Here is a 12480-nt window from a genome sequence, read left to right on the forward strand (position 1 = left end):
TCCGTGCTGTCCTTTGGCATCATCATTTTTGCGGTGAATAAAGCCATCGATTACTACAGCTTCATTACCATTGAGAAACAGATGATGGAGAAAGCGGATCTGTCCGAGTTGTCCTTCCGTGAGGTGTTGTCGCAACATAGGTCATCTTCAGGAGAGCCCCAGACCAAGGAAATTGTCAGACTTGCTCTAGAGAAGCTGAAAGCTTCAGGCAAGGAAGTACGTATCTATGACAGCTCCAAGCAGTTGCTGGGCCTGGCTGTGGATGGCATCATCATTAATGATGCCAAACCGCTTATTTTTGACAAAAATATAGAGAAAGCCCTGAGCGGCAGTTATACCTACACCGTCACGGAAGATCATCTGCTTTATTTTGCGACGCCCATTCAGGATCAATTCTACGAAAACGCTTATGTGTATGAGTTCGTGGAGGATATTTCCTACTTTTATGCGATTATGGATCAAATCCGTTATATCCTGTTTGTCGGCGCAGGCGGATTTATTATACTGATTACGTTATCCAGTCTGTGGATTGCCCGCAACACAACCAAGCCGATTAAACTGTTGCTTAGCGCTGCGCAAAGTTTCTCTAGACAGGAGTTTCGTAGAGTTCATCTAAACCGGAAGGATGAGCTGGGCATGCTGGCAGATGGGCTGGATTCCATGGGGCGGCAGCTTCATGATTACATTCAGTATCAGAAACAATTTGTCTCCAACGTATCTCACGAGTTAAAAACACCCTTGGCAGCCATTCGTGGTTTCTCTCAATACTTGGTTGAAGGGGAGACTGAGAACAAGGAGCTGCAAAAAATCTATGCTCATCTGCTGCAGGAATCGGATCGGCTGACACGCTTGATTAATGAACTGTTGTTGTTATCCCGATTCGACAAGGCTGGTTCTAACGAACTGGAAGTCGAGACAACGGAAATGAATGAACTTATTCAGGAAGTCACAATGAATATGGGAGCCAAGGCTAAGGATAAAGGTATCGAGATCAGAGTCAGTCAAGTGGAGGAAGAACCAGATGATGAGGGTACGACAAAAGTTTACGCCAACGTGAATCCAATGCTGATGTCCCATGCGATCGCGAACCTTGTGGACAATGCCATCAAATATTCAGGCAGTCCATCGCTAATCGAATTGAAGTTGGAACATACGCCAAGTGAGGTAGTTATACGGATACGTGATCAAGGGATCGGTATCTCGGGCGAGGAGCTGGAGCGAGTGCAGGAACGTTTTTACCGGGCCAAAAATGCTAGCACAGCGAACGGTTCAGGTCTTGGGCTTTCTATTTGCAAGGAGATTGTCGAGCGGTTTAATGGTTATATTGACATGGAAAGTCAAATCGGGGAAGGAACAACCGTTACGATTGTGTTGCCCCGTGCGGAAACACAATCGTAAATAATTAACGTTACAAGATTGGTACATTTCTGTTATGAGACTAACAAATGTTTTATTTATAATCACTTCATAAGAACAAATCACACATTTATGGAGGGATCATGATGAAATTGATAAACAAAGCAACAGGTGTTATCGTACTAGGTGCTCTACTAACGGTGGCATTAGCGGGCTGTCAGTCCAATGATGCTACGCCCCCAGCAACCGGACAGAACACAGCGAATGAACAGAGCAAAGGCGAAGGAGCAACCAATTCTCCTGCGCCTGCTTCCGAAAGTTCGGAAGAAAAGGGTACTGAAGCTATTAAAGAAGGTTCGATGGAGAAGGAAGGCAATGTGGTGCTGAAGGAGCTTGCTTTTGTCTATAATGAGCACACCATTGCGATTTCGGATACAGCGAATGAAGACCAGATGGAACAGATGCTGGGCAAACCGGATAACCTGAAATCTCATACGTACAGTGCCGACGATGGAACCAACATGGATACGTTAATCGGTTTTACAGAAAAGGTCTATACGTATCCTGGTCTGGAGATTAAAACAATCAGTATACCGGAAGGAAAACAAGACTCCATCTTTCATATCGAAATCACAGATCCTAAGTACACGACAGTGCGAAACATTAAAGCAGGAGATAGTCTGGATACACTCAAAGACGCCTACCCCGAGGGGAAACTGCTTGGTGATGGAGCCCCTAATGAGGAAGATGACTACCGTTACGAGCCATCCAATTATGTGGATGTAATGTCGTTTCATATCAAGGATGCCAAGGTAGAGAGCATTCAGATCTACAGCCTTTTGGATTAATATTTAGTCGAAAGACAAGAAGATAGTCCTATTGAAGTCGCTAATTTATCGGCTTTTTTATTTTATCGGTACAATGGGATGCCATGGCATACACAGGGTAGGATCTGATATCAGTAAAGAAAACGTAACGATTGTCCTAAGTATACGATTGTATAACAAAGCGAAAGGGTCATCCCTCATAGGATGGCTCTAAAACTTGCTGTTACAGACAACACGGAGGACAGTATCGTAAACGAAGAAGGTCGATTGAACTAAAGGGAAACAATAGTTCCATGAAACCAAAGGGGACCGCCGATCAACAGGATCGGCCGGGCAGTAAAGTTTAGTTATAATCAACTTTTATCACCATAAAATAAAGTTCACTTGGTAAAATTGTAAAGTAAAAATCACATTAACTGGAGTGGATACTATGCTTTCTGAAGAAGATTATGCGAAGGTGGCGAAAGAAGCTTTACATCAATACCCAATCTATTGGGAAAAACTTCTGTATCTCGGAAAGAGTGATAATGTTACATTTCAAGTTCAGACCAACGATGATCATCAAAAGTTTCTTATCAAAATCCATATCTCAACAATTTCCATTCAATCAAAAGGGAATATCGCATCAGAGCTTATTTGGCTTGAAGCTTTGGTTAAAGATACAAATCTCGTCGTACCTGCACCTGTTAGAAATCTTCAAGGTGATCTGGTAACAGAAATCTCAACTGATCTTAGCGAAAATACAATCATGGCGACTATTCATCATTGGATTCATGGAAGCGTACTTCAAAGAGAGCCAACAAGTAATGAAACTGAAAATTTAGCTCTCTTAATGGCGGCTCTACATAAACATTCTATGCAGTGGAATGCACCTGAAGGCTTTAATAGACCAATATACAATTCTGATCATTTATATTCATCACTAAATCAATTAAAACGGTTAGTAAATTTAGAGCTTATCCCAAGTGAAGTGTTTGTTCATGTGGAAGAGTCAGCACATAAAATAGCAAATGTGATACAAAATTATAAACCTTTGCCAAGTAACTGGGGAGTTATTCATTCTGACCTTCATGAGAGTAACTATGTATTTTATGACAATACTCCTCAACCTATAGATTTTTCGAATTGTGGCTATGGCTTTTATTTATTTGATATGGCTGAAACATTTTTGCATCTTTCATCTGATAATAGGAAAGTATTTATTTCATCGTATAGCAAAGTAAATCAACTGGAAGAGAATTATGTCGAGTTATTAGAAGCATTTTTTATTTGGTCAATCATTAGGACTTTCGCATTCCATTCACTAAATCCAACTGAACAACAATCCTTAGCGGCAAGTTTTCCATCAGTTATTGAAAACTATTTTAGGAAATATCTTAAAGGAGAAAAATTTTTGTTAAACTAAGGAGTAGGTTAGTGTAATTTCCCGTTCTAGATAACGTTATAATATAAACAGAGTTCAAGACATGAATACAAGATATAGACAAAAGGCTAAAGAAGATATTAAAAGTTAATGCTTTATTGCGCTAACGTAGAAATTATAATTGAATAAACGACGAAAATGAAGCTGCCTGTGTTAGCCGGCAGCCTTCATTACGTTAACGGGCAGGATAGATGAATTTTGTGAATATACGCCAGGTATGCGAACGACAAAAACATAAACAGTTTTCAAACAGGATGTAAAATGATCAGTTCTTGACTGCATGGTCAATAACTGATACATTAATCCCATGAGCAGACCAAGAGAATTTGATGTCGATCGTGTATTACACCAGTCTATGGAAGTGTTCTGGAATCAAGGCTTCAAAGCAACTTCTTATGAGGACCTTACGCGTACTACAGGAGTCAAAAAGCAAAGTTTGTACTGTGTTTTTAAAGACAAGCGATCGTTGTTCCTGAAGGCGCTGGCACTTTACCGTGAACAGGTTATAGCGAAACTGAAACAGATTGAAGCCCTGGATTCGTCTCCCGTTGATAAACTGGATACCTTACGATATTCCCTTTTAGACGATGAAACTAGCTGCCAAGGGTGTCTAATTGTGAATGCATCACTCGAATTCGGAACAGATGACGAGCAGGTCACACGAGAAGCTGAGCTCATGGCAGAAGAGATTCAACTGGTATTAGAGAAGATCATACGTAGTGGCCAGAAACAACAGTTAATTTCCAACCGGTATACGAGTATAGAGCTTGCATCTTATCTAAATAACACCATTCTTGGTGTGAGAGTTATGGAGAAATCAGGTTCATCCCGTGAACAGATCGAGACGGTTCTGCGTACTTCATTTGGCATGATCATGTCTTGATCTTTTTTTTGTGAAATTCTTGACTACGAAGTCAAAAATAATTGAAGGCGGATTAATACACCACGAAACCTTGAAGGAGGTGGAGCTTTTCGATAAAAATCGTGTATTGATTCATTTGGAAATAACGTCTAGCTGTTAACCAGGCTGGTTGCTGTTTAACATCTCCTAGGTCAATTTATATAAAACGAAATATGTGGAGGTTATTATGAATTATTCTCAATCCGTAGAAGCATTGTTCCAACCTGTAGAGTTAGGTCACTTGAAGTTATCCAATCGGATCGTGATGGCGCCGATGACGCGTCAATTTTCTCCGGACGGTATCCCGGGTTCGAATGTTGCGGGCTATTACCGCCGTAGAGCAGAGAACGCAGTGGGACTTATTGTAACAGAAGGGACAATAATTAATCATCCGGATGCATCCAATCAAGCCAATGTGCCGCACTTTTATGGCGAAGCTGCAATGAATGGTTGGGCACATGTTGTATCTGAAGTACATGAAGCTGGCGGTCGAATTATTCCACAGATCTGGCATATGGGAGCCAAAGGTCATGTTAATGATTATTCGGAAGCTGAGATTGCTACAATCGTTCAGGAATTCGCACAAGCAGCCTCAGAAGCGAAACGCGTTGGGTTCGATGGTGTTGAAATCCATGGAGCACACGGCTATCTGATCGACCAATTCCTGTATGAGAAAACCAACTCTCGTACAGATCGTTACGGTGGAGATATGATGGCTCGCACACGTTTTGCAGTTGAAGTGATTGAGGCTTGCCGTAAAGTAGTGGGATCGGAATTCCCTATTGTACTGCGTTTATCTCAGTGGAAGACAGATGATTATCAGGCTAAATTGGCTGAAACACCGGAATTACTAGAGCAGCTTCTTGCACCGTTGGTTCAAGCTGGAGTCGATATTTTCCACTGTTCCACACGCCGTTTCTGGGAGCCGGAATTCGAAGGGTCTGATCTGAATTTTGCTGGATGGACCAAAAAACTGACTGGTAAACCAACAATTACTGTTGGATCGATTGGTCTTGATGGTGACTTTACAAGTCTGTTCACAGAAGGTAAAGGCGCAAGTAACGTCGGTATCGAGGGATTGGTACAACGACTTCAGAATGATGAGTTTGATCTGGTTGCTGTAGGCCGTGCTCTTCTAGTCGACCCTGAATGGGTTAAGAAAATTCAAGAAGGACGTATTGATGATCTGGTTCCATTCACAAGAGAGGCGATGACTGTACTTACTTAATTGCAGTTATAATCATTAGGAATATGTATTAATTAAACACACCTTCAAGATCATCTTGGAGGTGTGTTTATAATGGCAACCAGAGTGAGCTATCCGGTGGAATTAAAGATGAAAGACATAGAGATGAGACTGGCAGAGGATGCAAAAGAAACATCGGAATAAGGTCCTCAACTTCATTATTGCTGGTTCCTTAATTTCTACATCATCACTCAACAACACCACTGCTCGGGGGGGAGCTCTCCCTCCGAAAGATCAACGCTTCTCTTCACTGAATTCCCAATGCAAGTGACGATCTATTCATTAGTGCTAAGTGACAACAAGTGTTTTAGATTGTCATCAATCAATTGATTATCGGCACTGTTGATTCCACGACCGGCAAAATGGCCCCAGATCGATTGAATTGGTTTCAAGACAGCATTAGGTATACGCTTAGCTTCATATTCATTATCGTCCGCTGTGCAGAAGAGATCCGTGCTTCCCGGCATGATACAGGCAAGTGCTTTTATGCTCTGAAGTGCTTTATCAAAGTCTCCGTTATAGGAGGGGTTTGCACTGATATCAGCATGTTGGCCTGTCCATAACATGGCCAGAACATTATGCGGATCCATATTCATAAAGCTATTTTCCCAGACACCAGCTACAAAATCCTCCAATGTGTCAAATCCCATCTCACGGTAATGCTCTTCTCTATAAAATGCATGTGATAGTCCCCATCCTGCATAGACCCGACCAACGGCACGCATGTCTGTAGAACTTAGTTGGTTTAATTTATTTGAGTCGAAGCCGACTGCAGATAGCAGTGAAGCTTTCACGCCTTCCAGGACCACAAATGTGTGTGGCCAAGGTTTGGCGATGCCTCCGAAAGGTGCGATTCGTTCAACCATCTCCGGGTAACTTGCCCCCCATTGAAATGCCTGAATGCCGCCCATCGACCACCCGACGACGAGAGCAATCTTTTCAATACCGAATTTTCCGGTCAGCAGTTGTTGCTGGAATCGAACGTTGTCATAGATGGTTACCTGTGGAAAGTTAGCCCGATCGAATGGAGGAGGCGTGTTACTGGGAGAGGAAGAGAGCCCATTGCCCAGCAAATTGGGAACGATAATAAAATATTTCTCTGGATCCAGTGCCATCCCGCTGCCAATGAGCCATTCATTCTGAATATGCTGATCTCCAAAAGCCGTTGGATAGACAATAACATTATCTTTCTGTTCATTTAATTTTCCGTAAGTTTGATAAGCGAGATAAGCGTTTGGTAACGTCACTCCTGATTGTAAGAGTACATCACCCAAATTAAAAATTTCATAATCCATCGTATAATTGCTCCCTTCAAAATGAAAAACCACATGTTCACTGTGATCTCTTGTACTCAGTATAGAGCTGTGATACTCTCAATAAAAGTGAATATAATTCAAGATAGTATTCAATAAAATTGAAAGATGAAGGAGGGATCATCGGATGGAATTCCGTCAACTGAATACGTTTTGTACGGTTGCAAAAACTTTGAATTTCACGCGGGCAGCAGAAGCGCTGAGCTACGTTCCTTCCAACGTCACGATGCAAATTAAAGCATTGGAAGATGAGCTAGGGGTTCGCCTCTTTGATCGGTTGGGCAAGCAACTCGCGCTCACAACTGCGGGTAAACGCTTTTTAACACACGCCCAAGGCGTTCTCGAAAAAATGGACGAAGCTCGAAGTGCTGTCCATGATAATGAAAAACTAAGTGGTACTTTAACGATAAGTGCCAATGAGGTTATTTGCTCCTACCGGCTTCCACCTATCTTCCAACGGTTTCGTTCGCAGCATCCGGGAGTTCGCCTAATTTTCCGCTCAGTTCCGAATCAAGAGCTCAAGCAAACGCTCTTTGAGGGAACCACGGATATTGTTTATATGTTGGATGAACCCATTCGCTCGAGTGGACTTTCCGTGGAACCCTTGCTGGAAGAACATTTCCGATTGTTAGCTGCTCCAGATCACCCACTCGCCAAACGAACTGTGCTGCAATTGGAAGATTTTCATGATGAAGTGTTCCTGACAAATGAGAAGGGTTGTCCCTATCGGACGATGTTTGATCGGTCATTTGAGAAAGAGGGCATTGATAGCATTACATATTTAGAGTTTCAAAGTGCTGAAGCCATTAAACAATGTGCAATTTCAGGAATCGGTATTGCCTTTCTTCCTGAGATCGTCGCGGAATCTGAAGTTGAACGTGGAGAACTTGTTGTCCTCCCATGGAAAATTCCGGACTTGCAGGTATATACACAGATGTTGTGGCATAAAGACAAGTGGCTTTCACCAATCATGTTATCTTTTATAGAAGCAACTAGGGTAGTTTTTGGTTCACAGAGTGAAAATAAAACCGTATAGCTTATGTACGAGACATCAAACTCTTGAGCACAGTAAAATGCTGTTGAAAGTGAGGAGACATTATTTATGATTCCATTAGTATATGACCAGATTAACCATTGGGGAAAAGACGATGAATTTTTCCTTTCATTGTTAAAGAGATTACAAGTAGAATCTGTAGCTGACCTGGGCTGTGGAACAGGAAGATGGACTACTCATCTTGTTCAGTACGGTTATAAAATTACCGCTATAGATCCCAATGAAGAAGCGATTGAAATAGCGCGAAGTAAAGATAATTCTGAAAGTGTGGAATGGATTATAGGTGATAGTGCGGATTTACAAACCAATACCTATGATGCGGTAATTATGACAGCGAATGTTGCACAGGTATTTCTTACAGATGACAGCTGGAAACGAGTAATCTCAGACGTATTCCGATCCCTAAAAATCGGGGGTCACTTTATTTTTGATACAAGAAACCCTTTGGTAAAAGGATGGGAAGAATGGGAGAAGGACAAAACTCCTGACTTAGCTAAAGATAGACTAAGCGGAGATCCTTTAGAAATTTATACAGAATATGAAGGGTTTGAGGGAGATATTTACACTTTCTATGAAATAGTAAAAAATACTAAAACAGACAAAGTGTTAGTTCATGAAAAAATGCAGCTGAGGTTTCGAAATCAAGAAGAATTCGATGAGTCGCTGAAACAAATCGGTTTTTCAAAAATTAAAACATATGGTGATTGGGAATTCAAACAAGCAAATTCTCAGAATAGATCGTTTATTTTTCATTGTGTAAAATAGCAGTTAGTAAAAAAATTTCAAGGGACCAGAGCAGATTGAACACACTTCTTATTCCTAAAATAACTACAAAACATGGTTCATTCAAATCCATTCAATGAAATTTGTTCATATATGATGAACTGGAGTATGATGGGGGAAGGCGTTGCTGATAATTATCATATAATCAATGCCAAGTATAGAGTGTAATTTGATATAGGTCTAAAGCTTTTGGACCCGGCTATACAACATCATACTTCCTTGAAGGGGGACATCTGTTTTGGATGAGCAGTTTCTAGATTTATTGGCCGAGAAATATGATACGGAAGAAAAAATCATAACAGAGATCATCAACCTTGAAGCGATCTCCAATCTCCCAAAGGGAACCGAACATTTTGTCAGTGATTTGCATGGGGAGTTCCACGCTTTTCAGCATGTACTAAGAAACGGTTCGGGTACCGTCAAAGAGAAAATCAAAGAATTATTCCGGGAGGTTTGGACAGATCAAGAAATCAATGATTTTGCGGCGTTAGTTTATTACCCGGAAGAAAAAATACAGCTGGTTATAGGGGAACTGAGCAATAAACAGGCTTTGAACCAGTGGTACAGACTAACAATTGAACACATGCTTAAGCTTATTTCTTATGCCTCTTCCAAGTATACACGCTCAAAATTGCGTAAAGCTCTGCCGGAGCAATATGTATATATTGTAGAAGAGCTTTTATACAAGACGGATTCGACCAACAATAAGAATCCTTATTACGAGGAAATATATCGGCAAATTATATCCTTGGGCCAGGCGGACAATCTCATTATCGGACTTGCTTATACGACACAGCGCCTGGTCGTTGACCATCTTCATGTGGTTGGAGATATCTATGACCGGGGGCCGTACCCCGATAAAATTATGGATACGCTGATCAACTACCATTCTGTAGACATACAGTGGGGGAACCATGATGTCCTCTGGATCGGAGCCTACGCAGGTTCCCTGGTCTGTCTTGCGAATATTATTCGGATCTGCGCCAGATACGACAATCTGGACATCATTGAAGATGTATACGGAATCAATCTGCGCCCACTGCTAAACCTGGCGGAGAAATATTATGAAGACAATCCGTCCTTCAGACCTAAGCTGCAGGCTGGCCATAATGTATCGGAGCAGGAAATTCTGCAGATCACCAAAATTCACCAAGCCATTGCCATGATCCAGTTTAAACTTGAAATCCCGATTATCAAGAGACGCCCATACTTTAATATGTCTGAAAGACTTTTGCTGGAGCAGATTGATTACGACAACAATGAAATCAATATCTGCGGTAAAACGTACCTGCTGGAAAACACCTGTTTCGCAACCGTAAATCCGCAGAAACCTGAACAATTGCTGGAGGAAGAACGTCAGGTGATGGAAAAGCTGTTGTTTTCCGTTCAGCATTCCGAAAAGATGGCCAGACATATGAATTTTCTCATGAAAAAGGGCAGCCTTTATTTAAAATACAACGGGAATTTGTTAATCCACGGCTGTATTCCTTTGGATGAAGAAGGAAATATGGAAGAACTGCAGATTGAAGACAAGACATATGCGGGCCGTCAATTGCTTGATGTTTTTGAAGATTATCTACGTTACGCCTTTGCGCATCCGGAAGAGACAGAAGATCTGGCGACGGATATGGTATGGTACATCTGGACAGGAGAATGTTCCTCGCTCTTTGGAAAGAGAGAAATGACCACTTTTGAACGGTATTTTATCCAAGATAAAGAAGCACATAAAGAGAGAAAGAATCCGTACTACCATTTACGTGAAAATGAAGAGATCTGTCGAAAAATCTTGCAGGAGTTTGATTTGAATCCAGATCATGGACATGTCATTAACGGCCACACACCAGTCAAAGAAATTAGTGGAGAGAGCCCTGTTAAAGCAAACGGAAAAATGATCGTGATTGACGGCGGTTTTTCCAAAGCCTATCAATCCACAACGGGAATTGCCGGATATACCTTGTTGTACAATTCCTTTGGCATGCAACTTGTCGCCCATAAGAAATTTAACTCAAAAGAAGATGTCTTATGTAACGGAACGGACGTGTTATCTCTAAAAAGATTGGTGGACAAAGAACTGGCACGGAAACTAGTGAGGGAAACCAATGTCGGTGAACAGCTGTTACAGAAAATCTCAAATTTGAAGGATCTATTAGACTATCGCGACATGAAATGAAACGATTGCTAAAAATACACACCTGGATCAACCGTTTGAGTGCAATATGACGTAGACGCTCGTATTGGGCAGGGAAGTAATAATACCCAGCCTGTACGAGCCTTTCTTTTGTAGCAGTGCGATCTAACAACGTAGAGGAAATGTAAATTTGCCTTCAATTAGTGGAGAGGAGGAAGATATGGACTACAATTCACGGAAGGAAGCAGTGTTTGAGACGAAACGGTTCCGTAACTGTACCATAGCGGCAGGTCGTCGTCATACCGTTGCTCTTAAATCTGACGGAACAGTAATAGCGGTGGGTGATCATAAATACGGTCAATGTAAGGTAAGCGATTGGTGCCATATTGTCGCAGTTGCTGCTGGTAATGTTCATATGGCTACGAATACCGGTAATGCCCATACCGTTGGTCTTAAATCTGATGGTACGGTAACAGCTATAGGTTGGAATAAGCATGACCAATGCAATGTAAGCGAATGGCGCGATATAGTAACCGTTTCGGCAGGTTGGTGCCGAACTGTTGGGGTTAAATCAGATGGCACCGTGGTGGCGGTGGGGCGAAATAATGAAGGGGAATGCAACGTGAGCAGCTGGCATGATATTGTATCGGTCACGACGGGTGACTGGCATACAGTTGGTCTAAAATTAGACGGAACGGTAACAGCGGTTGGTAACAACAAGTATAACCAATGTAGCATAAACGACTGGAGCGACATATTGGCTGTTTCGGCGGGATGTGCCCATACGATTGGACTGAAATCGGATGGTACGGTGGTTGCTGTGGGTGATAATGATTGTGGACAATGTGATGTAAATGGATGGAGTAGCATCCAACAATAAATAAGGGAATTTTATATCGAGAGACAAGATCATGACCCCATTGAAGTCGCTATTTTAGCGGCTTTTTTATTTTATCGGTACAAGTTTTCCCAAGTCAAGGACATGAACATGGTCCGATTACCGATCAGCATACAGATAATCGGTTCTTCTCTCCATAAATTCATTGAGCTAACGAGAAAGATAGTTCATATAGGGTGGAGGGGTATAAAAAGATGTTGACTAAATATAGGGTAGGGGGGTATAGTATTTAACAAGAGGTCAACGAGACCTGAGGAACTGGCCTCGAGAGTACAGCCCATCGTTTAGGTCAAACTAAACCAAAAAATTACCCACAAGAAGGGACGAAATAAGATGAAAAACATTGTATTGAACGTACAAGGTATGAGCTGCCAACATTGTGTAAACTCCATCGAAGGTGCTCTGAAAGAAATTGGAGTGAGTGGCAAGGTGAATCTCAGTGATGATTCGGTTGAAGCGACGTATGATGAAAATCAAGTCTCCTTGGAGCAAATTAAAGAAGTTATTGAAGAACAAGGCTATGAAGTAGCGTAAGTAATGGACGACGATGA

The 12480-nt window shown here is 41.7% G+C and carries 10 protein-coding genes and 1 pseudogene; 10 read left to right on the forward strand and 1 reads right to left on the reverse strand.

What is annotated here, in order from left to right; translation table 11 throughout:
- Nucleotides 1-33 precede the first annotated feature (33 nt).
- From NST33_RS16045 to NST33_RS16065, 5 genes are all read left to right on the forward strand, one after another.
- Nucleotides 34-1398: a HAMP domain-containing sensor histidine kinase gene (locus NST33_RS16045; protein WP_313771458.1), complete on the forward strand. Its 1365-nt coding sequence runs from the start codon at nt 34-36 to the stop codon at nt 1396-1398.
- Nucleotides 1399-1499: 101 nt separating this feature from the next.
- A complete protein-coding gene (locus tag NST33_RS16050; RefSeq protein WP_260632760.1) occupies nt 1500-2204 on the forward strand; it encodes a hypothetical protein in 705 nt (234 codons plus the stop codon).
- A gap of 409 nt (nt 2205-2613) precedes the next feature.
- Nucleotides 2614-3588, forward strand: a complete 975-nt coding sequence (locus NST33_RS16055; protein WP_221821418.1) for a phosphotransferase — start codon at nt 2614-2616, stop codon at nt 3586-3588.
- A gap of 325 nt (nt 3589-3913) precedes the next feature.
- Nucleotides 3914-4489, forward strand: coding sequence for a TetR/AcrR family transcriptional regulator (locus tag NST33_RS16060; RefSeq protein ID WP_221821419.1), 576 nt, complete (start codon nt 3914-3916; stop codon nt 4487-4489).
- Between the two features lie 205 nt (nt 4490-4694).
- The gene (locus tag NST33_RS16065) at nt 4695-5735 is read left to right on the forward strand and encodes an NADH:flavin oxidoreductase (RefSeq protein ID WP_221821420.1); all 1041 of its coding nucleotides are present in this window, start codon (nt 4695-4697) and stop codon (nt 5733-5735) included.
- 293 nt (nt 5736-6028) lie between these two features.
- On the opposite strand, the gene NST33_RS16070 is transcribed toward NST33_RS16065, so the two are convergent.
- On the reverse strand, nt 6029-7048 hold the full coding sequence (locus NST33_RS16070; protein ID WP_221821421.1) for an alpha/beta fold hydrolase: 1020 nt from the start codon (nt 7046-7048) through the stop codon (nt 6029-6031).
- Nucleotides 7049-7193: 145 nt separating this feature from the next.
- Here NST33_RS16070 and NST33_RS16075 point away from each other — a divergent pair, with 145 nt between their 5' ends.
- From NST33_RS16075 to NST33_RS16095, 5 genes and pseudogenes are all read left to right on the forward strand, one after another.
- On the forward strand, nt 7194-8102 hold the full coding sequence (locus NST33_RS16075) for a LysR family transcriptional regulator (protein ID WP_221821422.1): 909 nt from the start codon (nt 7194-7196) through the stop codon (nt 8100-8102).
- Nucleotides 8103-8168: 66 nt separating this feature from the next.
- The gene (locus NST33_RS16080; protein WP_221821423.1) at nt 8169-8885 is read left to right on the forward strand and encodes a class I SAM-dependent methyltransferase; all 717 of its coding nucleotides are present in this window, start codon (nt 8169-8171) and stop codon (nt 8883-8885) included.
- Between the two features lie 256 nt (nt 8886-9141).
- Nucleotides 9142-11073, forward strand: a complete 1932-nt coding sequence (locus NST33_RS16085; protein ID WP_221821424.1) for a fructose-1,6-bisphosphatase — start codon at nt 9142-9144, stop codon at nt 11071-11073.
- Nucleotides 11074-11251: 178 nt separating this feature from the next.
- A pseudogene (locus tag NST33_RS16090) lies at nt 11252-11893 on the forward strand (chromosome condensation regulator); the annotation flags it as partial.
- A 369-nt stretch (nt 11894-12262) separates the two neighbouring features.
- Complete coding sequence (locus tag NST33_RS16095; protein WP_047843207.1) at nt 12263-12463, forward strand: cation transporter; 201 nt, start codon at nt 12263-12265, stop codon at nt 12461-12463.
- Nucleotides 12464-12480 lie beyond the last annotated feature (17 nt).

Origin of the sequence: Paenibacillus sp. FSL L8-0435 (assembly GCF_037965655.1) — a bacterium.
Lineage (GTDB): Bacteria > Bacillota > Bacilli > Paenibacillales > Paenibacillaceae > Paenibacillus.

Excerpts from the sequence above, each read along its gene's own strand:
- NST33_RS16050 (WP_260632760.1), top strand. The coding sequence starts at position 1,500 with ATGATGAAATTGATAAACAAAGCAACAGGTGTTATCGTACTAGGTGCT.
- NST33_RS16055 (WP_221821418.1), top strand. The coding sequence starts at position 2,614 with ATGCTTTCTGAAGAAGATTATGCGAAGGTGGCGAAAGAAGCTTTACAT.
- NST33_RS16060 (WP_221821419.1), top strand. The coding sequence starts at position 3,914 with ATGAGCAGACCAAGAGAATTTGATGTCGATCGTGTATTACACCAGTCT.
- NST33_RS16065 (WP_221821420.1), top strand. The coding sequence starts at position 4,695 with ATGAATTATTCTCAATCCGTAGAAGCATTGTTCCAACCTGTAGAGTTA.
- NST33_RS16070 (WP_221821421.1), bottom strand. The coding sequence starts at position 7,048 with ATGGATTATGAAATTTTTAATTTGGGTGATGTACTCTTACAATCAGGA.
- NST33_RS16075 (WP_221821422.1), top strand. The coding sequence starts at position 7,194 with ATGGAATTCCGTCAACTGAATACGTTTTGTACGGTTGCAAAAACTTTG.
- NST33_RS16080 (WP_221821423.1), top strand. The coding sequence starts at position 8,169 with ATGATTCCATTAGTATATGACCAGATTAACCATTGGGGAAAAGACGAT.
- NST33_RS16095 (WP_047843207.1), top strand. The coding sequence starts at position 12,263 with ATGAAAAACATTGTATTGAACGTACAAGGTATGAGCTGCCAACATTGT.